At 72.6% G+C, this 22736-nt stretch carries 19 protein-coding genes and 1 tRNA gene; 13 read left to right on the plus strand and 7 right to left on the minus strand.

All coding sequences use genetic code 11. The features are described from left to right. Nucleotides 1-220 (minus strand): hypothetical protein (locus tag ABD347_RS03155; protein WP_344356029.1); only part of this gene is annotated, 220 nt, incomplete at its 3' end. Nucleotides 221-298: 78 nt separating this feature from the next. Here ABD347_RS03155 and orn point away from each other — a divergent pair. From orn to ABD347_RS03175, 4 genes are all read left to right on the plus strand, one after another. Further along, entirely contained in the window at nucleotides 299-898 is a 600-nt protein-coding gene (gene orn, locus ABD347_RS03160) for an oligoribonuclease (RefSeq protein ID WP_344356031.1), read from the plus strand. Between the two features lie 84 nt (nucleotides 899-982). Continuing rightward, nucleotides 983-1055: transfer RNA gene (locus tag ABD347_RS03165), tRNA-His, on the plus strand. Nucleotides 1056-1270: 215 nt separating this feature from the next. After that, nucleotides 1271-1483: a hypothetical protein gene (locus tag ABD347_RS03170; protein ID WP_344356033.1), complete on the plus strand. Its 213-nt coding sequence runs from the start codon at nucleotides 1271-1273 to the stop codon at nucleotides 1481-1483. A gap of 217 nt (nucleotides 1484-1700) precedes the next feature. After that, nucleotides 1701-3581 carry a rhamnogalacturonan lyase gene (locus tag ABD347_RS03175; protein ID WP_344356034.1) on the plus strand — a complete coding sequence of 627 codons (1881 nt, stop codon included), beginning with the start codon at nucleotides 1701-1703 and terminating at the stop codon, nucleotides 3579-3581. Here ABD347_RS03175 and ABD347_RS03180 read toward each other — a convergent pair. After that, nucleotides 3568-5847 (minus strand): xyloglucanase, encoded by a 2280-nt coding sequence (locus ABD347_RS03180; RefSeq protein ID WP_344356035.1) that lies wholly within the window; start codon nucleotides 5845-5847, stop codon nucleotides 3568-3570. The genes ABD347_RS03175 and ABD347_RS03180 overlap by 14 nt on opposite strands. Before the next feature lie 573 nt (nucleotides 5848-6420). On the opposite strand from ABD347_RS03180, the gene ABD347_RS03185 reads away from it, so the two are divergent. Then, nucleotides 6421-8175, plus strand: a complete 1755-nt coding sequence (locus tag ABD347_RS03185; protein ID WP_344356036.1) for a glycoside hydrolase family 6 protein — start codon at nucleotides 6421-6423, stop codon at nucleotides 8173-8175. A 59-nt stretch (nucleotides 8176-8234) separates the two neighbouring features. Here ABD347_RS03185 and ABD347_RS03190 read toward each other — a convergent pair whose 3' ends face one another. Then, complete coding sequence (locus ABD347_RS03190) at nucleotides 8235-9263, minus strand: LacI family DNA-binding transcriptional regulator (RefSeq protein WP_344356037.1); 1029 nt, start codon at nucleotides 9261-9263, stop codon at nucleotides 8235-8237. A 385-nt stretch (nucleotides 9264-9648) separates the two neighbouring features. Between ABD347_RS03190 and ABD347_RS03195 the strand changes: the two genes are divergently transcribed. The 7 genes from ABD347_RS03195 (at nucleotide 9649) to ABD347_RS03225 (ending at nucleotide 18146) form a co-directional block, all read left to right on the plus strand. After that, a complete protein-coding gene (locus tag ABD347_RS03195) occupies nucleotides 9649-11001 on the plus strand; it encodes an ABC transporter substrate-binding protein (RefSeq protein ID WP_344356039.1) in 1353 nt (450 codons plus the stop codon). Between the two features lie 547 nt (nucleotides 11002-11548). Further along, on the plus strand, nucleotides 11549-12574 hold the full coding sequence (locus tag ABD347_RS03200; RefSeq protein ID WP_425575559.1) for a carbohydrate ABC transporter permease: 1026 nt from the start codon (nucleotides 11549-11551) through the stop codon (nucleotides 12572-12574). Further along, nucleotides 12571-13419, plus strand: a complete 849-nt coding sequence (locus ABD347_RS03205) for a carbohydrate ABC transporter permease (RefSeq protein WP_344356041.1) — start codon at nucleotides 12571-12573, stop codon at nucleotides 13417-13419. The genes ABD347_RS03200 and ABD347_RS03205 overlap by 4 nt, the downstream gene beginning before the upstream one ends. 73 nt (nucleotides 13420-13492) lie before the next feature. After that, nucleotides 13493-14935 carry a GH1 family beta-glucosidase gene (locus ABD347_RS03210; RefSeq protein ID WP_344356043.1) on the plus strand — a complete coding sequence of 481 codons (1443 nt, stop codon included), beginning with the start codon at nucleotides 13493-13495 and terminating at the stop codon, nucleotides 14933-14935. Nucleotides 14936-15019: 84 nt separating this feature from the next. Continuing rightward, nucleotides 15020-16324, plus strand: a complete 1305-nt coding sequence (locus ABD347_RS03215) for an ABC transporter substrate-binding protein (RefSeq protein WP_344356045.1) — start codon at nucleotides 15020-15022, stop codon at nucleotides 16322-16324. Between the two features lie 5 nt (nucleotides 16325-16329). Continuing rightward, nucleotides 16330-17310 (plus strand): carbohydrate ABC transporter permease, encoded by a 981-nt coding sequence (locus ABD347_RS03220; RefSeq protein ID WP_425575570.1) that lies wholly within the window; start codon nucleotides 16330-16332, stop codon nucleotides 17308-17310. Continuing rightward, nucleotides 17307-18146 carry a carbohydrate ABC transporter permease gene (locus ABD347_RS03225; protein ID WP_344356049.1) on the plus strand — a complete coding sequence of 280 codons (840 nt, stop codon included), beginning with the start codon at nucleotides 17307-17309 and terminating at the stop codon, nucleotides 18144-18146. Before ABD347_RS03220 ends, ABD347_RS03225 begins: the two co-directional genes overlap by 4 nt. Before the next feature lie 214 nt (nucleotides 18147-18360). On the opposite strand, the gene ABD347_RS03230 is transcribed toward ABD347_RS03225, so the two are convergent. After that, nucleotides 18361-19749: a sensor histidine kinase gene (locus tag ABD347_RS03230; RefSeq protein ID WP_344356051.1), complete on the minus strand. Its 1389-nt coding sequence runs from the start codon at nucleotides 19747-19749 to the stop codon at nucleotides 18361-18363. 112 nt (nucleotides 19750-19861) lie between these two features. Further along, nucleotides 19862-20551 (minus strand): response regulator transcription factor, encoded by a 690-nt coding sequence (locus ABD347_RS03235; protein ID WP_344356053.1) that lies wholly within the window; start codon nucleotides 20549-20551, stop codon nucleotides 19862-19864. Between the two features lie 69 nt (nucleotides 20552-20620). Here ABD347_RS03235 and ABD347_RS03240 point away from each other — a divergent pair, with 69 nt between their 5' ends. Then, a complete protein-coding gene (locus ABD347_RS03240; RefSeq protein WP_344356055.1) occupies nucleotides 20621-21187 on the plus strand; it encodes a hypothetical protein in 567 nt (188 codons plus the stop codon). A 4-nt stretch (nucleotides 21188-21191) separates the two neighbouring features. On the opposite strand, the gene ABD347_RS03245 is transcribed toward ABD347_RS03240, so the two are convergent. Continuing rightward, the gene (locus tag ABD347_RS03245) at nucleotides 21192-21320 is read right to left on the minus strand and encodes a hypothetical protein (protein WP_344356057.1); all 129 of its coding nucleotides are present in this window, start codon (nucleotides 21318-21320) and stop codon (nucleotides 21192-21194) included. 109 nt (nucleotides 21321-21429) lie between these two features. After that, nucleotides 21430-22296, minus strand: a complete 867-nt coding sequence (locus ABD347_RS03250) for a spermidine synthase (protein ID WP_344356058.1) — start codon at nucleotides 22294-22296, stop codon at nucleotides 21430-21432. Nucleotides 22297-22736 lie beyond the last annotated feature (440 nt).

Genomic DNA, 22736 nt, shown 5'->3' on the forward strand with positions numbered 1-22736 from the left:
GACCGTCCGGATCGTCGGGACCGCCGGCCATGGTGGAGTCGATGATGCCGTCGCACCTGCCGTCGGCCGCGCGCCGGACGGCCGCGGCCTCCACCGCGGCCGGTCCGACGGCGACGTCGGCGGCGCCGGAGCACGGCAGGCAGCACGCGGACGCCTTCAGCGGCGGGCGGGCGGCCCTCCCGGGCCAGCGCAGCGCGCCGTAGGGGACGGGACAGGACACGCGTACCGCCGTGGAGGAGCGGTCGCCGAGGGAGTGCGGAGACGCACCCCCGGCGGCCGCCCCTCTAAGGTAGGACGCATGAACGATCGCATGGTGTGGATCGACTGCGAGATGACCGGGCTCTCGCTGACGGATGACGCACTTATCGAGGTGGCCGCACTGGTCACCGACTCGGAACTGAACGTACTCGGTCAAGGTGTGGACATCGTGATCCGCCCGCCGGACGCGGCGCTGGAGACCATGCCGGACGTGGTGCGCCAGATGCACACCTCCTCCGGCCTGCTCGACGTGCTCGCGAGCGGCACCACCCTCGCCGACGCCGAGGAGCAGGTCCTCGCCTACGTGCGGGAGCACGTCAAGGAGCCCGGCAGGGCCCCGCTGTGCGGGAACTCGGTCTCCACCGACCGCGGCTTCCTGCTGCGTGACATGCCGACGCTGGAGGACTACCTCCACTACCGGATCGTCGATGTCTCCTCGGTCAAGGAGCTGGCTCGCCGCTGGTACCCGAGGGCGTACTTCAACAGTCCGGAGAAGGCCGGCAACCACCGGGCCCTCGCCGACATCCGCGAGTCCATCGCCGAGCTGCGCTACTACCGCGAGGCCATCTTCGTCCCGCAGCCGGGCCCGGACTCGGACACGGCGAAGCAGATCGCCGCGCGCCACGTCCTGCCCGAGTAACCGGGCCACCCGAAAGGCGGGAGCGAGCACCCTCTCGGACCCTGTACACTTTTTCTCGGCCGGTCGGGAAAAAGACCGGTCGTGGTGGGTATAGCTCAGCTGGTAGAGCACCTGGTTGTGGTCCAGGATGTCGCGGGTTCGAGTCCCGTTACTCACCCTGAACGATTGAGGGCCGATCCGTTTCCACGGATCGGCCCTCGATCTTTGCCCCGATCTTCGGGAACACGGTCCGCCCATGGCAAGCGGCACGGAACAGCCCGACAAGGGTGCCACCGGCGCGGGCTTGCCGCGGCGGCGCTGTACCTGTCCGAACCGTCATGTGACGGAGCCGTCCCGAGCCTGCACCACCGCTTCCTCCCGTACGGCAGCCGTGTGGTCCTGGCGCTCGACGGGAGCCCGTTCGACAAGAGCGTCGCCGTGGAGGGGACGTGGACGGCGGCCGTGCTCGCCGGCGCGCAGGCAGTGGTCGCGGTCGGCCTGGATCCGCTGCCGCACGCGGCACCGAGGGCGACAGTCGCCGCGTACCTGGAGAGCCGTTGGTACAGCGGCCGGATCCTGGTGGGCGCCACCCGCGCTCACGCGTAGAACACCGCTCCCCGCCTTTCGCAGCCCAGAGGGGACACCTATGACCACCGCTGTCCGCACCGCACCGCTCGACGCAGCGCCCGGCCCTCCGCGAGGGCCCGGCGTTCGCGGCGCCCTGCGGCGGGGCGGGCTTCTCCTCCCACGGTCCGGCAACGTTTCCGCGCGCGGCGGCGACTGTCAGGCACGCAACACGGCCCCTCTCCCCCCAGGAGGCATCGTGTCCCACCCGCACATCCGGATCCCCCGCACGAGACGCCGTTCGGTCCTCACGGCCGCCCTCACCCTCACGGCCGCCGCCCTCTGCGCGCAGTACGCGCCTCCCGCCGGCGCGGTGGAAGCCGCCGCCGCCCGGCAGGTGGAACGGCTCGACCGGGGTGTCGTCAGCGTCCACACCGGTACGGGCAACCTGGTCGGCTGGCGGTGGCTCGCCACCGACCCGGACACCGTGGCGTTCAACGTCTACCGGGCCGGTACGAAGCTGAACGAGACGCCCCTCACCGGCGCGACCAGCTACTTCCACTCCGGCGCGCCCAGCCACGCCGACTACACCGTCCGCGCCGTCGTCGGAGGCGTGGAGCAGGGTGACTCCGTACACGCCGTACAGTTCCGCGCCGGCTACCGGGACGTACCCATCACCCCGCCCGCCGGCGGCACGACACCGGACGGGGTCGCGTACACGTACGAGGCGAACGACGCGTCCGTCGGCGACCTGGACGGGGACGGTGCCCTCGACTTCGTCCTCAAGTGGCAGCCGACCAACGCCAAGGACAACTCCCAGTCCGGGTACACCGGCAACACCGTCGTCGACGGCGTCCGGCTCGACGGCACCCGGCTGTGGCGGATCGACCTGGGGCGCAACATCCGCTCCGGCGCGCACTACACCCAGTTCCAGGTGTACGACTACGACGGCGACGGGCAGGCCGAGGTCGCCATGAAGACGGCCGACGCGACCGTGGACGGGACGGGGAGGGCCATCGGGAACGCCGGCGCCGACCACCGCAACAGCGGCGGGTACGTGCTGGCGGGGCCGGAGTACCTCACGATGTTCAACGGCCGTACCGGAGCCGCCATGGGGACGGTCGACTACGTACCGGCGCGCGGCAACGTGGCGTCCTGGGGCGACGGTTACGGCAACCGCGTCGACCGCTTCCTCGCCGGCACCGCGTACCTGGACGGCACCCGGCCCTCGCTCGTCATGGCGCGCGGCTACTACACCCGGTCCGTGATCGCGGCCTGGGACTGGCGTGACGGGCGGTTCACCCGCCGCTGGACCTTCGACTCGGCGTCGTCCACGAACGCGGGCAGGGGCTTCGACGGCCAGGGCAACCACAGCCTGTCCGTCGCCGACGTGGACGCCGACGGGCGGGACGAGATCGTGTACGGGGCGATGACCGTCGACGACAACGGCGGCGGGCTGTGGACCAACCGGCTCGGGCACGGTGACGCCGGGCACGTCGGGGACCTGAACCCGGCCCGGGCGGGGCTGGAGTACTTCAAGGTGTCCGAGGACCGCTCCAAGCCCGGCTCGTGGATGGCCGACGCCCGGACCGGTCAGGTGCTCTGGCAGACCGCGTCGGGCACCGACAACGGCCGCGGTGTCTCCGCCGACGTGTACGCCGGTTCGCCCGGCGCCGAGTCCTGGTCGGCGGCCGACACCACGCTCCGCTCGGCGACCGGTGCCCCGCTGGGGCGTGAGCCGTCCAGCGTCAACTTCGTCAGCTGGTGGGACGGTGACACCACCCGGGAGCTGCTGGACGGCACCCGGATCGACAAGTACGGCACGGGCGGGGACACCCGGCTGCTGACCGGCGCCTCGGTCGCGTCCAACAACGGCAGCAAGGCGACCCCGGCGCTGTCCGGCGACATCCTCGGCGACTGGCGCGAGGAGGTCGTGTGGCGTACGTCGGACAACCGGGCGCTGCGGATCCACTCCACGCCGCACGGGACGACGACGCGGATCACGACGCTGCTGCACGACACCATGTACCGCACGGGGCTGGCGTGGCAGAACACCGCCTACAACCAGCCCCCGCACCCGAGCTTCCCCATCGGGGCCGGGATGCCCACGGCACCCCGGCCGACGGTCACGACCCCGTAGTGTCGCCGTAGATGATGCCGCGGCCGTTGGTCGCCACGTACACGCGCCCGTAGACGCGGGGGTCGCCGGTGATGGCGGCCCCCGTCCAGCCCCACTGGTGGGCGTCGTCGTTGACACGCACCCAGCTCGCCCCGGCGTCCGTGGAGCGGAAGATGCCCCGCACGCCGCCGATCTCGGCGCTGGAGTAGAGCGCCGGGTACGTGGCGCCCGGCGCGGCCTTGCCGAAGCCGATGGTGTCGGCCTGCTCGACACCGCCGAGCCGGGTGAAGGTCGCGCCCGCGTCGGTGGAGCGCCACAGTCCGTACGTACTCGTGGCCGATCCGCCCGCGAGCCAGATGTCACCGCTCCGGCCGGGTACCGCCTGGAAGCGGACGTTCCCGGTGGCGGGCAGACCCGTGGCCGCGGCGGTGAAGGAGACTCCGCCGTCCGTGCTCACGTAGAAGGTCCCGGCCTTGAACCCGTAGAACTTCCTCGGGTCGACGCGGTCGGCCTCGACCGTCGCGCCCGCCGGGATGCCCCGCGACGCGGTCCAGGAGCCGCCGAACCCGGCCGTGGTGTGCACGGCCGCGCCGTCCGGGCTCCATACGAACCGGCTGCCGTCGGCCGCCGCGGCGACCGTGCCGCCGCCGGAGACGCCGGAAGGCTCCTGGCCGGCCCACCAGTTGGCGCCGTTGTCCGTGGAGAAGGCGATGCGCGGGCCGGCGTCCAGGTTGCCGACGCGCACGACGGTGTTCGGGTTCTTCTCGGCGTAGTCGAGGCTGGTGGTGGAGGTGAAGTGCGGGGAGGTGAACATCATGGCCGGCACCTTGGTGACGTCGGTGTGGCGGAAGCCGCCGATGTCACCGAGCGCGCTGATCAGCGGGGCGCCGGAGGGCGGCGAGACCAGGTCGTTGACGGCGGTCTCCTCCAGCCCCTGGACCATCGGCCGGATGGTGATCCTGCCGCCGCTGTCCCACTGGGAGAGGTTCTCGGTGCCGTAGATCGTGGCACCCGTGCCGTACATCATCCGGTCGGAGTCGAAGGGGTCGATCTCCAGCGCCTCGGTCATCCAGCCCAGTTTCGGCGTCTGTTCGGGCGGGGAGGGGTGGGTGCCCCAGGCGAGCCAGGGGGCGGACGAGACGTCCATGGTGTAGCGGTTGGAGCGGTTGGGGTACGAGGTGTACTCCCACGCCCGTGTCCAGCCGGCGCCGCTGTCCGTGGTGCGGAAGATCTGGGTGTCGGGCCACCAGGAGCTGTAGCCGGTCACCATGACGGTGCCGGGCCGCCGGCGGTCGACGCTCAGCCCGCTGAAGCCGTAGTAGGCCTGGGGGTCGGGTGTGATGTCCTGCCAGGTGCCGGTGCGGGTGGTGTACCGCCACACGGCGCCCTTGCCGCCGTCGTAGGGGCCTCCGGTGTCGCTGTACGCCAGGTAGAGGTGGCCGTTCACGGTGTCCAGGACGCCCTTGTGGGCCAGCAGGCCGGTGGGCTGGCCGGGCAGGCGGGACCAGGTGGCGCCGGCGTCGGTGGAGCGGTAGACCGAGTTGGCCTTGTCGGCCACACCGACGTAGATGGTCCTGGTGGCGCTGCCGCGGGTGCCGGTGGACTCGTCGAAGGTGACCCAGACGATGCCCTGGTTGTCGGAGGCGTAACCGCTGGGGTCGGACGGGTCCTGGGCGTAGTTGCCGGGGTTGGGGAAGGCGGTGACCCGCGACCAGGTGGCGCCCGCGTCGGTGGAGCGCCACAGGCCCTTGCCGCTGGGCGCGCCGAGGTAGAGCACGCTGTTGTGGTGGGGGTCGACGGCGAGGCGCTCGCCCATGCCGCGGCCGGGCATGTTGCCGCCGAGCTTGAAGGGGAGGTCGGCCTTGCGCCAGGTGGCGCCGCGGTCGGCGGACCGGAGGACGGCGCCGTTGCCGGGGTCCCAGTCGTTGGTGTACGTGCCGACGGCGGCGTACACCCGGTCGGGGTCGACGGTGTCGGAGGCGATGCTGACGACGCCGGTGTGGCCCCAGTCGTCCCAGCCGATGTGGTCCAGCAGCGGGGTCCAGGTCCGGGTCGCCTGCTGCCAGCGGTAGGCGCCGCCGATGTCGGTACGGGCGTAGGCGAGGTTCTTCTCGGTGCGGTTGAAGACGATGCCGGGGACGAAGCCGCCGCCGTCGACGCGGACGTTCTTCCATGAGTAGGCGGCGGTCGGCCTGGGCACCGCCGCGGCTTGCTCTGCTGGTGGGGCGGCGGTCAACAGGCCGGCGGCGAGCGCCAGGCCGAGGAGCAGGTTTCGCGTTCCGCGCACGGGTGCTTCCTCTCGGACGTGGGGGTCCGGGGCGGGCCGTGAGCAGCACGGTCCGCCCGGGTGTGACGCGTCGTGCACAAGCCTTGAACCAGTGGGAGCGCTCCCACTATGGGGAGACGGGAGCGGGGGGTCAAGGTGCTTGAAGAGTCGAAGAAAATCGACAAGGAAATTTGACGAACCCTCTGTTCCTTGACGGAACTTGCCGCTACGGTCTGCTGCACCAGTGGGAGCGGTTCCATTCCAGTCGGCGCATGGTCAGGTTCGCGCCCGAGCTGCAAGGAGTCGCTCATGCGACACCCCCGCATGTACGCCCCGAGGACAGGGCGCTCGAACGCGGCACGGGCCGCCCGGCGTTCGCCCCTCCCGCCACTCACCGGCCACGCACCGCCGTGGCGGGTGACACCGGCGAAGCCGTACGCGTGATCGGCACGCACCACCCCTGATCCCGCACGCCCGTGCATCCCGTACCCGTGATCAGCGACGACGGCACGACCCGCACATATCCGCACGCATCCGTCACCGGGCCGCGCGCCCGACCGCGCACGCGCCCACGACCGAGAGGTAGCACCGGACATGAGCCGCACCAGTACCGCCGCACCCCCCACCCGCCGCCGCACCGCCCTGCTGGCCGCCTGCACGCTGATGGCGGCGACCGGCGCCACCGCCACCGCGCTGAGCACCCAGGCCGGCGCCGCCGCTCCGGGCTGCCGGGTCGACTACCAGGTCACCAACCAGTGGAGCTCCGGCTTCGGCGCCAACGTCACCGTCACCAACACCGGCGACCCGGTCAGCTCCTGGACCCTGGAGTGGACCTACGCGGGCGACCAGCACGTCGGCCAGTCCTGGAACGCCACCACCACGCAGACCGGCGCCGCGGTCACCGCGAAGAACGTGTCGTACAACGGCAGCCTGGCCACCGGGGGTTCGGCCTCCTTCGGCTTCAACGCCTCCTACAGCGGCACCAACGCCGTGCCCACGACGTTCAAGCTCAACGGCGTGACCTGCAACGGCGCCCCGACCGACCCGGGCCCGACCGACCCGGGCCCGGGCCCGGGCCCGACCGACCCGACGCCCGGCGACCGGGTCGACAACCCCTACGCGGGCGCCAAGGTGTACGTGAACCCCGAGTGGTCCGCCAAGGCCGCCGCCGAACCGGGCGGCGACCGGATCTCCAACCAGCCGACCGGTGTCTGGCTCGACCGGACCGCCGCCATCAACGGCGTGAACGGCGGCATGGGCCTGCGGGACCACCTCGACGAGGCGCTGCGCCAGAAGGGCACCGGCGAGCTCGCCATCCAGCTGGTGATCTACAACCTGCCGGGCCGCGACTGCGCCGCGCTCGCCTCCAACGGCGAACTGGGCCCGACGGAGATCGACAAGTACAAGACGCAGTACATCGACCCGATCGCCGCGATCCTCGCCGACCCCAAGTACGCGGGTCTGCGCATCGTCACCACAGTGGAGATCGACTCCCTGCCCAACCTGGTCACCAACGTGACCCCGCGCCCGACCGCCACGCCCAACTGCGACGTGATGAAGGCGAACGGCAACTACATCAAGGGCGTCGGCTACGCGCTGAACAAGCTCGGCGCGGTGGGCAACGTCTACAACTACGTGGACGCCGGTCACCACGGCTGGCTCGGCTGGGACGACAACTTCGGCGCGTCGGCCGAGCTGTTCAAGCAGGCCGCGACCGCCGAGGGCGCCACGGTCTCCAAGGTGCACGGCTTCATCGTCAACACCGCCAACTACAGCGCCCTGAAGGAGGACCACTTCAAGATCGAGGACTCCATCAACGGCGTGTCCGTACGCCAGTCGAAGTGGGTCGACTGGAACCGGTACACCGACGAGCTGTCGTACGCCCAGGCCATGCGCGACAAGCTGGTCTCGCTCGGCTTCGACCAGAACCTGGGCATGCTGATCGACACCTCCCGCAACGGCTGGGGCGGCACGGCACGGCCGTCCGGCCCCGGTGCGACGACCAACGTCGACACGTACGTCAACGGCGGACGCTACGACCGGCGCATCCACCTCGGCAACTGGTGCAACCAGGCGGGTGCCGGTCTCGGCGAACGCCCGAAGGCGGCTCCGGCGGCGGGCATCGACGCCTACGTGTGGATGAAGCCCCCGGGCGAGTCGGACGGGGCGAGCAGGTCCATCCCGAACGACGAGGGCAAGGGCTTCGACCGGATGTGCGACCCGACGTACACGGGCAACCCGCGCAACGGCAACAGCATGTCCGGCGCGCTGCCGAACGCCCCGGTCTCGGGCCACTGGTTCTCGGCCCAGTTCCAGGAGCTGATGAAGAACGCCCACCCGGCGCTCTGATCACTCCTTGAGCTCCGCCCCCGGTGCTGCCGACGGCCGCCGGGGGCGGAGACGTCCCGTCACGTCGAGTCGCGGACGACCAGCTCCGTCGGCAGGACGACCCGGCAGGGCTCGGGGCCGGGGCCGGTGATCTCCTGGAGCAGGGCGCGGGCCATGCGGCGGCCCATCTCCTCTATCGGCTGGCGGACGCTGGTGAGCGGCGGGTCCATGAGGCGGGCCACCGCCGAGTCGTCGACGCCGATGAGCGCCACGTCGTCGGGGATCCGCCGGCCCGCCTCGCGCAGCACACCCCGGGCGCCCGCCGCCATGACGTCCGAGGCGGCGAAGACGCCGTCCAGGTCGGGGCAGCGGTCCAGCAGCTCGCGCATGGCGCGCCGGCCGCCCTCCTCGGTGAAGTCGGCGGCGGCGACCAGCCGGTCGTCGGCGGGGAGGCCCGCCGCCTCGACGCCCTGGCGGTAGCCGTCGAGGCGGCAGCGCGCCACGTACATGTCGAGGGGGCCCGTGATGGTCGCGACACGGCGGCGGCCGCGGCCGGTGAGGTGGCCGACGGCCGAGCGGCCGGCCCCCACGTTGTCGGAGTCCACGTAGGCCACGCGCTCGCCCGCGGAGCGCCGGCCGTTCAGCACGGCGGGCACGCCCAGTTCCCGCGCCAGGTCGGGCAGCGGGTCGTCCCCGTGGACGGAGACCAGCAGGACGCCGTCCACCCGCTGGGCGGACAGGTACTGCTCGAACCGCTGCCGCTCCTTGCTGGACCGGATCAGGGTCAGCAGCAGCTGCATGTCCGCGTCCGCGAGTTCGGCGCTGACGCCCCGGATGATGTCGAGGAAGTACGGCTCGGCGAACAAGCGGGACTCGGTCTCGGGGATCACCAGGGCGATGGCGTCCGTACGGGCGCCGGCCAGCGCGCGGGCGGCGCGGTTGGGGACGTACCCCAGCTCGGCGATGGCCTGGCCGACCGCCGCCCTGGCCCGGTCGCTGACCCGTGGCGAGCCGTTGATCACGCGGGACACGGTGCCGCGCCCCACCCCCGCCCGGGCCGCGACCTCCTCCAGCGTGGGTCTGCCGGTCTGCCGTCCGCTCACCGCCATCGGTCTCCCATCGAACGCAACGAGGTGGTGACTGTCGTCACCGTCAACCTAGAGGGTGCCCCCTGGGACCGGCCCAGGGGGAGTACCGGTGCCGACAAGCGGCGTGGGAGCGCTCCCACAGTAGAGGAAACGACCTCACGCCGCCACCCTCGCCCGGGGCCGCCCCGCCCCACGCCCGGGGTCAACCGCCCCGCCGCCCGGGGCGGCGATTTTCCGCCCATGTATTGACACCCGCCCCGCCAGGCAGCAACCTTCCGGGCATGGCGGTGTGGGAGCGCTCCCACCGCCCCGCACCGCTGTCCGGCCCGGCCGCCGCCGAGCCGCTGAAAGCCGGCCCGGACTTCCTGCGCGCGCACACCGGCACCACCTGGACGAGGAGAGTGGAATGCGCACTTCCAGAATGACGGGCGGACGTCGCCGCCCCCGACCCGCGACCGTCGCGGCGCTCTCGGCGCTGACGGCCGGAACGGTCCTGCTGACCGGCTGCAGCACGGACGGCGGAGGGGCCGACGGCGCCACCGGCGACGGGAAGATCACCCTGCGCATCGGCACGTTCGGCTCGTTCGGTTACGACGACAAGAACGGCGCCAAGCTCTACGCCGAGTACGAGAAGCTCAACCCGAACATCAATATCGTCGAGTCGAACGTGGCCGACGGCCAGAAGTACTGGGACACGCTGAAGCTGCGCCTCTCGCGCAACAGCGGGCTGGCCGACATCCAGGCCATCGAGGTCGGGTACATCGCCGAGGCCATCGGCCCCGCCATGGCGAACAAGTGGGTGGACCTGTCGCAGACCGGCGGCGCCGACACCACCGCCTTCCTCGACTGGAAGATCAAGCAGGCGACGACGGCCGACGGCAAGGTCATCGGCCTCGGCACCGACATCGGCCCGATGGCCATCTGCTACAACAAGGACCTCTTCGCCAAGGCGAAGCTGCCCACCGACCGCGCCCAGGTCGCCAAGCTGTGGGCGGGCGACTGGGCCAAGTTCGTCGCCACGGGCAAGAACTACCAGAAGAGCGCCCCGGCCGGGACCGCCTTCCACGACTCCGCCAGCGGCCTGTTCAACGCCGTGCTCTCCAGCCAGCCGCAGCAGTACGCGGACGAGAAGGGCGAGCTGGCGTACGAGAACAGCCCCGGGGTGCGCAAGGCCTGGGACCTCGCCGTCGACGCGGCACAAGCCGGAATCACGGCGAAGCTGCGGCAGTTCGACGAGAAGGGCACCTGGAACGCCGGGTTCAAGAACTCGAAGTTCGCCACCGTCGCCTGCCCGAGCTGGATGACCGGCATCATCAAGGACCAGGCGGGGCCGGCCAACAAGGGCAAGTGGGACATCGCGAGCCCGCCGGTCGCGGGCAACTGGGGCGGCTCCTTCCTCGCCGTGCCGAAGTCCGGCAAGCACGCGCAGGAGGCCGCCAAGCTCGCCGCGTGGCTGACGGCCCCGGAGCAGCACGCCAAGGTCTTCGGGGTGAACGGCAACATCCCCTCCACGAAGGCGACGCTCGCCTCGCCGGAGGTGCAGAACGCCAAGATCGCGTACTTCGGTGACACACCCGTGGGGAAGATCTACTCGGAGGCGGCGGCCGGCATCACGCCCGCGCCGGTCAGCCGGTACGACGGCCAGGTGAAGACCTTCATCACCGACAACGGCATCCTCGACATCGAGCAGCGCGGCACCTCGCCGGACGCCGCCTGGGAGAACGTCAAGAAGCTGATCGACGACAAGATCGATCAGTAGGGGCCGAGGTCCGGCCCGCCCGGCGCTCCCCCGCCGGGCGGCCACCGTCCGCCCCCCGCGGGGTGACGACGGGGGCGTCCCCGCGCAGGCGCGGGCGGCCACCCGGCCGGCCCCTCCGGCGGCGAGGAGCCGTGGAGGGCCGTTCCGGCGCGGCGGATCGGTGACGGTCGGCGGCCACCGGCGGCGACCGGACCGGGTGGACGCCGGCTGGGGGCGACGAGCGGAGCCGGAACCCGCGCACCCGCGCACGCCGCCTCCATCCGGCGTACGCCCGCACCGGCGTGCCCGCACACGCGCCCGCACCGCGCCACCCGCACCCGCCCGCATCCGCCCCACGCGCCTACGCGCCTACGCGCCTACGCCCACCCACGCACGCATCAGGGCCGCACCGCGCCACCCGCACCCGCCCGCATCCGCCCCACGCGCACGCATCACGCCCGCACCCGCACCCGCACCCGCACCCGCACCCGCACGCCCGAACCTCACCGCACCCACCCACCCGCACCTCTCCACACCCGCCCACGCACCCGCCTGGAAGGACGCCCTCGTGGCCACCTCCGCCCGTGCGGCGACCGGCAGCACGTCGCCGCCCGATCCGCCCGTGCCCCCCTCTCCGCCTCCCGCGCCGTCCCGCGGCACCCGCGGCCCAAGCGGCCCACGCGGTTCCGGTGGCTGGCGCAGCCGCGTCTACCGCTGGGACCTGAAGGCGACCCCGTACGCCTTCGTCGCGCCCTTCTTCCTCTGCTTCGCGGCCTTCGGGCTCTTCCCGCTCGTCTACACGGGGTGGCTCTCGCTGCACCGGGTGGAGCTGGGCGGAGAGGCGCAGTGGCGCGGGTTCGAGAACTACACGGGCCTGTGGGACAGCGACTTCTTCTGGAACGCGCTGGTGAACACCTTCACCATCGGCGTCATCTCCACGGTTCCGCAGCTTCTGATGGCGCTGGGCCTGGCGCACCTGCTCAACTACAAGCTGCGCGGCCGGGGTTTCCTGCGGGTCGCCGTGCTGGCTCCGTACGCCACGTCGATCGCCGCCGCGACGCTCGTCTTCGCGCAGCTGTTCAACAGCGACTACGGGCTGATCAACACCGTCCTCGGCTGGGTCGGTTTCGAGCCGGTCGACTGGGAGTCGTCCAAGTGGCCCGCGCAGATCGCGATCTCCGTGATCGTCATCTGGCGGTGGACCGGCTACAACGCGCTGATCTACCTCGCCGCCATGCAGGCCGTCCCCCAGGACCTGTACGAGGCCGCCTCGCTCGACGGCGCCTCGCGCTGGCGCCAGTTCATCAGCGTCACGATCCCCTCCATCCGCCCGACGATCCTGTTCACCATCGTCGTCTCCACCATCGGCGCCACCCAGCTGTTCGGTGAGCCGATGCTGTACGGCGGGAGCCTCGGGGTCAGCGGCGGCAGCGGCAACCAGTTCCAGACGCTGAGCCTGCTGATGTACGAGAAGGGCTGGATCACCGGGGCGCTGGGGCAGGCGTCCGCCATCGCCTGGGTGATGCTGCTGATCCTGCTGCTGGTCGGCGCGGCCCGGCTGCTCGTCGCCCGCCTGAACAGGGAGACCTCGTGAGAATCAAGCAGACGGCGGGTCGCCAGCACCACGCGGGCCCGCTGACGTACGTCCTGCTGGGACTGGCCGCCCTGGTCTCGCTCTTCCCGCTGTACTGGAACCTCGTCGCCGCCTCGCACACCGGCGAACGCGTGGTCGAGGCCCCGGCGCCGCTGCTGCCGGGTCCGCACCTGCTCGACAACCTGACCTTCGCCTGGAACCAGGTGAACATGGCCGAGGCGCTGGTCAACACCACGGTCGTCGCCGGTCTGGTGGCGGCGTCCACGGTGCTCTTCTCCACGCTCGCCGGCTTCGCCTTCGCCAAGCTGCCGTTCCGGGGCCGGAACGTCCTGCTGGCCCTCGTCGTGGCGACGATGACCATCCCGCCGCAGCTCAGCGTCATCCCGCTGTACCGGATCATCACCGACCTGGGGTGGGTGGACCAGCTCCAGTCCGTGGTGCTGCCCTCGCTGGTGGCCGCGTTCGGGGTGTTCTTCATGCGCCAGTACCTGCTGGAGGCGCTGCCCGTGGAGCTGGTGGAGGCCGCGCGCGTGGACGGCGCGCACAGCCTGCGGATCATCTGGCACGTCGTCTTCCCGGTCGCCCGGCCCGCCATGGCCGTGCTGGGCATGCTCGTCTTCGTCCAGGCCTGGAACGACTTCTTCTGGCCCTTCATCGCGCTCACGCCGGACGGCAACCCGACCCTCCAGGTGGCGCTCGCCGGCCTCGGTTCGGGGAACCACACCATCAACCAGGCGATCGTGCTCACCGGCGCGCTGATCTCCACCCTGCCGCTGCTGCTGGTCTTCGCCCTGCTCGGCAAGCACATCGTGGGGGGCATCACCTCGGGCGCGGTCAAGAGCTGACCGCGCACGGCCGATCCCGTAAATGACCGAACACACCGCCCTGCACCCTCTTCTGCGTTGGGAGCGTTCCCGTATGACCGCGTCCGATTCCCTGCCGCTCACCGCCACCCGCCGGTTCCCGCCCGGCTTCCTGTGGGGAGCCGCCACCGCCGCCTACCAGATCGAGGGGGCGGCGGCCGAGGACGGCCGAACCCCGTCCATCTGGGACACCTTCTCGCACACTCCCGGAAAGGTCTTCGAGGGCCATACCGGTGATGTGGCGGTCGACCACTACCACCGGTTCCATGACGACGTACGGCTCATGGCGGACATGGGGCTGACCGCGTACCGGTTCTCCGTGTCCTGGTCGCGCGTGCAGCCGACCGGGCGCGGTCCGGCCGTCCAGAAGGGTCTGGACTTCTACCGCCGACTGGTGGACGACCTGCTGGCGCACGGCATCGAGCCGGTGCTGACGCTGTACCACTGGGACCTGCCGCAGGAACTGGAGGACGCGGGCGGCTGGCCGCACCGCGCCACGGCCGAGCGGTTCGCCGAGTACGCCGGGATCGTCGCCCGCGCGCTGGGGGACCGCGTCGGGCGCTGGACCACGCTCAACGAGCCCTGGTGCACCGCCTTCCTCGGGTACGGCTCCGGCGTCCACGCCCCGGGGCGCACCGATCCGGTCGCCGCCCTGCGCGCCGCCCACCACCTGAACCTGGGGCACGGGCTGGCCGTCCAGGCGCTGCGCGCCGCGCTGCCGCCGGGCGCGGAGACGTCCGTCTCGCTCAACCTGCACGAACTGCGGCCGCTCACCTCGGCTCCCGGGGACCTGGACGCGGTGCGCCGGATCGACGCGGTGGGCAACCGGATCTGGCTGGGCCCGATGCTGAAGGGGGCCTACCCCGAGGACCTGTTGCGGGACACCGCCCACCTCACCGACTGGGGATTCGTCCGCCCCGGTGACCTCACCGACACCAACCAGGTCCTGGACAGCCTGGGCATCAACTACTACACGCCCACCCTGGTGGCGGCCGCCCGCGAGGGCGACGCCGCACCGCGCAACGACGGGCACGGCGCCAGCGCCTACTCACCGTGGCCCGGGTCGGAGGACGTCGCCTTCCACCAGCCGCCCGGCGAGCGCACCGCGATGGGCTGGGCGATCGACCCGACCGGCCTGTACGACCTGCTGCTGCGGGTGGCCGGCGAGAACCCGGGGCTGCCCCTGCTGATCACCGAGAACGGCGCGGCGTTCGAGGACGAGGTCGGTGCCGACGGTACGGTGCACGACCCGCGGCGCGTCGCGTACGTGCACGGCCATCTGGAGGCGGTGCACCGGGCCATCGCCGACGGGGCGGACGTACGCGGCTACTTCCTGTGGTCGCTGCTGGACAACTTCGAGTGGGCGTACGGCTACGCCAAACGGTTCGGCGCGGTGCACGTCGACTACGAGACGCAGGCGCGTACGCCGAAGTCGACGGCCAACTGGTACGCGGGCGTGGCCCGTTCCGGTGAGCTGCCCGCCCTCGACGGGGCGTAACCGGCACCGGCGGGCAGGCCGGGGCCCCGGTCCGGCGCCGTGGCCCCGGCGCGTCGCGCCGCCGGTTGCGTACACAATCGGCTCATGCGCGCACTCATCCGCGGGTTCCGCAGACGGGCCCTGCTGCTCGCGGCCGTCGTGGCGGTCGCCGCCGCTCCGGCCGCCGGCTGCGGCCGGGGCGGCGGCGACCCGGCCGGCCGGACCGTCCTGACCGTGGGGCTCTTCGGGTCGTTCGGCTACGAGGAGGCCGGGCTCTACGACGCGTACATGAGGCTCCACAAGGACGTCGTGATCAAGCAGTCGTCCATCCAGCGCAACGAGAACTACTACCCGCAGCTGCTCACCCACCTCGTCAGCGACAGCGGCCTCGCCGACATCCAGGCCGTCGAGGCCATCAACATCGCTGAGGTCACCGCCACCCAGGCGGACAGGCTGGAGGACCTGGGCCGGGCACCGGGGGTGCGCCGGGAGGACTTCCTGCCGTGGAAGTGGCGGCAGGCCACCACCCGCGACGGCCGCACGGTGGGTCTCGGCACCGACATCGGGCCGCAGGCCGTCTGCTACCGCAAGGACCTCTTCGCCAGGGCCGGGCTCCCCACCGACCGGGACGCGGTCGGCAGGCTGTGGGCGGGCGACTGGCGCGGGTACCTGGAGACGGGCAAACGGTACCGGGACAGGGCTCCGGCGGGCACCTCCTTCGTGGACTCGGCGTCCGGCGTCCTGTCCGCCATCACCGGCGGCACCGCCCGGCGGTACTACGACGAGGACGGCACCGTCGTCTACAAGAGCAACCCGGCCGTACGGGAGGCCTGGGACATCGCGGCCTCGTTCGCCACCGAGGGCCTGACCGCCCGGCTCCAGCAGTTCACGCCCTCCTGGGACCAGGCGTTCGCCAACGGGACCTTCGCCACCGTCTCCTGCCCCGCCTGGATGCTCGGCTACATCGAGGACAAGGCCGGCCCGGCCGGTGCGGACAGGTGGGACGTGGCGGCCGCGCCCCGGCCCGCCAACTGGGGCGGCTCCTTCCTCGTCGTACCGAAGTCCGGCCGGCACCGCGCCGAGGCGGCGAGGCTGGCGGCCTGGCTGACGGCTCCCGCGCAGCAGGCGACGCTGTTCCAGCGGCGCGGCAGTTTCCCGAGCGCGTCCGCCGCCCACGCCCTCCCGGCGGTCGCCGGAGCCCGGCACCCGTACTTCGGCGACGCCCCGATCGGCCGGATCTACACCCGCGCCGCCCAGGGCGTCCCGGTCACGATCCTCGGCCCGAAGGACCTGGTCATCGCGCAGAACCTGGCCGACGTCGGGATGCTCCAGGTCGACCAGAAGGGCCGGCGGCCCGAGGACGGCTGGGACGCGGCGGTCAGGACCATCGACAACGCACTGGACCTGTGACCGCCATGGCGAGCGAGACCACCACCACGAACGCCCCCGCGGCGCCCCCGCGGCACACGGCCGGGGCCGCGGGGACCGCGTGGCGCGGCCGCGGGCACCGGTGGGCCGCGCGGTGGGGCCCGTACGCGCACATCGCGCCGTTCTTCGTCCTCTTCGCCGCGTTCGGCCTCTTCCCGCTGCTCTACACGGGCTGGGCCTCGCTGCACCGGGTCGAGCTGACCGCGCCCACCGACATGGAGTGGGTGGGGCTGCGGAACTACTCCCGCCTGCTCACCGACGAGTTCTTCTGGAACGCGCTGAGGAACACGGTCACCATCGGCCTGCTGTCCACCGTGCCGCAGCTGCTGATGGCGCTGGGCATCGCGCATCTGCTCCACTGCCGGCTGCGCGGCTCGACGTTCTTCCGGGTCGTCGCCCTCACCCCGTACGCCACCTCCGTCGCCGCCGCGACGCTTGTGTTCGTGCTGATCTTCGGCAGGGACTTCGGGCTGGCCAACTGGGTGCTCGGGCTCGTCGGCGTCCATCCGGTGGACTGGCAGAACGGCACGTGGACCTCGCAGTTCGCGGTGTCCACCATCGTCATCTGGCGGTGGACGGGCTACAACGCGCTGATCTACCTGGCCGCGATGCAGGCGATCCCGGGCGAGCTGTACGAGTCGGCGGCTCTGGACGGCGCCTCCCGATGGCGGCAGCTGGTGCACGTCACCGTGCCGTCGCTGCGGCCGACGATCCTGTTCACATGCGTCGTGTCGACGATCGGCGCCCTCCAGTTGTTCGGGGAGCCGCTGCTGTTCAACGGGAGTGCGGGCGCGACGGGCGGCTCCGACCACCAGTTCCAGACGCTGGGGCTCTACCTGTACGAGCAGGGCTGGGTGAACCTGCACCTGGGCCGCGCCTCGGCGATCGCCTGGGCGATGTTCCTGATCCTGCTGCTCGCCGGGGCGGTGGTCGCGCTCCTGGGCGCGTACCGGAGGAGGGCGCGATGAACACGTCCGCGGGTCCCCACCGGTCACGCGGCGGGCTGCTGACGTACGCCGCGCTGGCCGTGCTCACCGTGGTGTCGCTGTTCCCGCTCGTGTGGACGGCGATCGCGGCGTCCGGCAGCAGCGGCCGGCTGGCGCGGACCCCTCCGCCCTTCTGGTTCGGCGACGACCTGCTGGAGAACCTGGGTGTCGCCTGGAGCGACGCCAACATGGGCACGGCGCTGCTGAACACGACGATCGTGGCGAGCACGGTCGCGGCGGGCACGGTCCTGTTCTCCACGCTCGCCGGTTTCGCCTTCGCCAAGCTGCGTTTCCGCTTCAGGGACGCGCTCCTGCTGCTGGTGATCGGCACGATGACGGTGCCTCCGCAGCTCAGCGTGGTGCCCCTGTTCATGCTGGTCGCCGAGGTGTCCTGGACCGACCGCCTCCAGTCCGTGATCCTGCCGGCCCTGGTGAGCGGCTTCGGGGTGTTCTTCATGCGCCAGTACCTGGTGACGGCGCTCCCCACCGAGCTGGTCGAGGCGGCCCGGGTGGACGGGGCGGGCGGTCTGAGGGTGGTGTGGCACGTCGTCTTCCCGGCCGCCCGGCCCGCGATGGCGGTTCTGGCCATGCTGACGTTCGTGATGTCGTGGAACGACTTCTTCTGGCCGATCATCGCCCTCACCCAGAGCAATCCCACGGTCCAGGTGGCGCTGACGGGACTCGGCAGGGGCTACATCCCCGACCAGTCGGTCATCATGGCGGGCGCCCTGCTGGGCACCCTGCCGCTGCTGCTGGTCTTCGTGTTCTTCGGCCGCCGGATCGTCGGCGGCATCATGCAGGGCGCGGTGAAGGGGTGAGGGCAGGTCCGGGATGGGGCGCGCTCCGGCCGGGTGGGGGGCGACCCGGCCGGAGCGCTGGAGGGGTGGCTGCTTGCGGGCGGCGAACGCCCCTGTGAAGGCGAGCGGGTGCTGGTGGTGCGGCAGACGCTAGCGGGCCGGAGACGGACAAATGCACGCTATCGGGCCGGGGCTGAGGATCTTAGGCTCCGCTTAAGGAACCCATGGGAGCCGATTAATGCTGGGCCCGCCGCCGGCGCCTCATCCGGTGCCCGCGCCCGCGACCCCGCCCCTCCGCCGGGCCGCGCCGCCCGTCCAGCCCGATCCAGACGCGGACCTCCGTGCCGCCGAGGACCGAGCGCCCGATCCGTACGTCGCCGCCGGTCGACTCGGCGACCCGGCGCACGATGTCCAGCCCGAGCCCCGTCGAACCGTCCCGCGCCCCGCTGTTGCCGCGCGTCATGGCGGCCTCCGGGTCCGCGATCCCGGGCCCGGCGTCCGAGACGAGGATGATGACGGCGTCGTCACCGTTGTGGACGTCCACCGAGAAGGCGGTGCCCTCCGGGGTGTGGCGGAAGACGTTGCCGAGCAGCGCGTCCAGCGCGGCCACCAGGTCGGGGCGGGCGACGGGGATGCGTACGGGGCGGTCGACGCCCGCGAGGCGCACCTTGCGGGCCTCGTCCTCGGCGAGCGCCGACCAGAACTCCATCCGTTCCCGTACGACTCCGGAGGCGTCGCACCCGGCGCCGGGGCCGGTCGCCTGGGTCTGCGGCTTGGCCTCCCTCGCCGTGCGGATGATGGTGTCGACCTCCCGCTCCAGCTGTTCCACGGCCGCCCGCGTCTGCTCGGCGGCGGGCCCGTCGCCGAGCGAGGCGGCGTTGAGGCGCAGCACCGTCAGGGGCGTGCGGAGCCGATGGGAGAGGTCGGCGGCGAGTTCCCGCTCGTTGGCGAGGAGCTGGACGACCTGGTCGGCCATGGAGTTGAAGGCGACGGCGGCGGACTTGAGTTCGGTGGGCCCGTCCTCGGGCACGCGGGCACCGAGCCTGCCCTCGCCCAGTTCGTGGGCCGCGTGCGCGAGCCGCTGGGCGGGCCGCACCATGCGGACGCCGAGCCGGTCGGCGACGGCGACCGAGCCGACGACCAGCGCGACGCCCACACCGGCGAGGATCAGCCACGCGGTGGTCAGGCCGTTGGTGACCTCCCCCTCGGGGACGTACACCTCGACGATCGCGATCTGGCCGGTGCTGATGGCGGTCGGCTGGAGCAGGGCGTAACCGCCGGGCACCTCGGTGGTCGAGGCCCGCGGTACGCGCTGGACGGTGGCGAGGTCCTTGGCCGTGGCCCGGCCACGACCGATCTCCATGGGAGCGGCGCCCGGGGACGCCGGGATGTGGACGGCCAGGCGCCCGGCGGCTCCCGCCTGGGTGGAGGCGACGGCCCGGTCGAGCTGGGCGCGGTCGGTGGTGATGGACAGGGACGTGCCGATGGCGGCGGCCTGCCGTTCGGCGTTGGTGAACGCCCGGTCGCGGGCCATCTCCTTGATGACCAGCCCCAGGGGCACGGCGAACGCGACCACGACCATCACCGTGACGGCCAGCGCCACCTTGACGAGCGCCCACCTCACCGCCCGCTCCTCGCTGCTCCGCCCGCGCCGGGGTGGCCGCCCGCCGGGGGCGGGGGCGGCGGAGGCGCGGTCATCGCGGTCGTCGGCGGCCCGGCGGCCGGGGGTGCGCCCCTCACCGCGGCGGCTCCAGCTTCACGCCGACGCCCCGCAGGGTGTGCAGGTACCGGGGCTTGGCGGCGGTCTCGCCCAGTTTCCGCCGCAGCCACGACAGATGGACGTCGATGGTCTGGTCGTCCCCGTACGACTGCTGCCACACCTCGGCGAGCAGCTCCTTGCGCGGGACGACCACGCCGGGCCGGCCGGCCAGGAAGGCGAGCAGGTCGAACTCCCGGCGGGTGAGGTCCAGCCGTACCCCGTCCAGTTCCGCCTGGCGCCGCAGCGGGTCGACGGTGAGCCCGCCGACCCGCAGGACGCTGCTGGGCGGCGCCTCGCCGGCGGTCGCGCGGGAACGGCGCAGCACGGCGGCCATCCGGGCCGACAGGTGTTCCACCGAGAACGGCTTGGTGAGGTAGTCGTCGGCGCCGTCGTTGAGGAGCCGTACGATCTCGGCCTCGTCGTCCCGCGCGGTCGCGATGATCACCGGTACGTCGGTGATGCCGCGCAGCATCTTCAGCGCCTCGGACCCGTCCAGATCGGGCAGTCCGAGGTCCAGGATGACGACGTCGAACCGGAAATGGGCGACCTCGCGCAGCGCCTCCAGTGCCGTGCCGACGCTCCGTACGGTGTGGGAGGCCTCGGTCAGGTGCCGGATGAGGGCGGAGCGCACGAACTGGTCGTCCTCGACCACGAGCACACTTGCCATGGGCGGCACCGTACGCCATACGGCGGAATGAGGGGGACCGGTGTTGACCTTCGGGGCGGGTGGTGCAGGATGGCCCGGATGCGTAGAGGACTCGTACATGCCATGGCGTGGTCGCTCGCCACGGGCGCGGCGGTCACTCTGTCGTGGTGGGGCGTGCACACGGTGATGGCCGGGACGGCGTACGACCCGCCGCGCGCCCTGCCGATCACCGCCGACCGCCCGGCCACGGCCCCGAGCGTGTCGCCGCGGGCCTCCGCCACGCGGCGCCCGCAGGCCTCCCCCACGCCGAGCCCCACGCCGCCCCCGGCGACGACCTCCCCCGCTCCGGGCCGCAGGCCGCCGGTCACCCCGTCGCGTCCGTCGTCACCGGCGCCGGTTCCGGCCCCGGCGTCGAGCGCGCCTACCGCGAACGGCGGCGAGGTGAGGAGCTACACCGTCGACGGCGGCCGGGTCGCCTTCGACATGGGGGAATCATCGGCGGAGCTGGTGTCGGCGACCCCCGCGTCCGGCTGGCAGATGCAGGTGTGGAAGCAGCCGACGTACATCCGCGTGACGTTCAGCCGGGACGGCAAGGAGATCGACGTGTTCTGCACGTGGCACGACCACGCGCCCATGGTCCAGATCGACGAGCGCTGAGCGCTCAGTCCTCTTCGACCCGGTACGACTTGGTCCAGGTGGCACCGCAGCGGCAGTGGTAGTGCTCGATGAGCTCACCGCTGTCGGAGACGCCCATACCCCGGTGCACCCGCACATGGACATGTGTACTCATGGTGTCCTCTTTCCACCACAGGGGACAATTGGCCGATTCTCGCCTCGGCGTTCCCCTTCCGGCAAGGCCCCGCCCACCACGCGGACGGTGGGCAACGACACCGCTCGCCTCACTGGAACGCGGAGGCGGGCGGTACGGGTGAGTCCTTGGCGTTCGCGTCGGTGACGGCGGCCGCTCCGCCCGTGAAGTCGGCCAGCTCCCGCCCGTGCTCCACCCGGCCCGGGTGCGGATCGGTCGCGACCCGGCGGGTCAGCTCCGCGACGGGCAGGGCCGTGTCGGAGGCGAGGAGTACGGCGTTGCCGAAGCGGCGCCCACGCAGTACGGCCGGGTCGGCGGCGAGCGCGAGCTCGGGGAAGACGGCCGCCGCGGTGGCGATCTGGCCGCGCAGGTGGGCCAGCGGTGGCCCGTCGGCGAGGTTGGCGGCGTAGTGCCCGCCGGGCGCGAGGACGCGCCGCACCTCGGTGAGGAACTCGGTGCTGGTCAGGTGCGCGGGGGTGCGGGCGCCGCTGAAGACGTCCGCGATGACCAGGTCCGCCCAGCCGTCCGGTACCTTGCCGAGCCCGGCACGGGCGTCGGCGTCGCGCACCCGGACCCGGGCGGCGGGGTCGAGCGGCAGCTCCCGGCGCACCAGCCGGACCAGGGCCGCGTCGACCTCGACGACCTGCTGGGTGGAGCGGGGCCGGGTGGCGGCGACGTACCGGGCGAGCGTGAAGGCACCGCCACCGAGGTGGACCACCCGCAGGGGCCGGCCCGGCGGTGCGACCAGGTCGGCCACGTGGCCGAGCCGCCGCTGGTAGGCGAACCCGAGGCGGGCGGGCTCGTCCAGGTCCACATGCGACTGGGGCGCCCCGTCGATGAGCAGGGTCCAGGCCCTCGCCCGCTCCGGGTCGGGTACGAGCTCGGCGACCCCACCGGCCACGGTCTCGACGACGGCCTCGGGCCCCGCTGCCCGCCCGCGCCGCTTGTTCCTTGCCATCCGCCCATTATCAAGGCCCGCCCCCCGCGCCTCCGCCGGGCGGGTGGGGGCCCGGAACGCTCGCCCCGTGCACGGCCGGAGGCCCCGCCCCTGCGCCCCCGGCCGGGTGGGTGCGGGGCCCGGAACGCCCACCCCGGTGCACGGCCGGCACCAGGCACGCCACCCGTCGCGGACCAGGCGGCGCGGGGCCGAGCGGGGGGCCGGGCGGAGGGCCGGGCGGGGGGCCGGGCGGCCCGGGCCCGGGCGAGGGCGGAGGCGGGGCGGCCGGGAGGCCGCGTAGCCGGGAGGCTGCGCGGCTCCGGATCGGGCGGGGGCACGGGCGGGGCGGGCGGATGGCCGGGCGGCTCGGGCCCGCGAGTGGCCTGGTGGCGGGGGGCTGTGCGGCTCCCCGCTCGGACTGGGGGCACGGCGAGCAGGGCGGCTCGGGGCCGGGCGGGGGG

The sequence above is a fragment of the Streptomyces gobitricini genome (assembly GCF_039532985.1).
In the GTDB taxonomy this organism is placed as follows: Bacteria; Actinomycetota; Actinomycetes; order Streptomycetales; family Streptomycetaceae; genus Streptomyces; species Streptomyces gobitricini.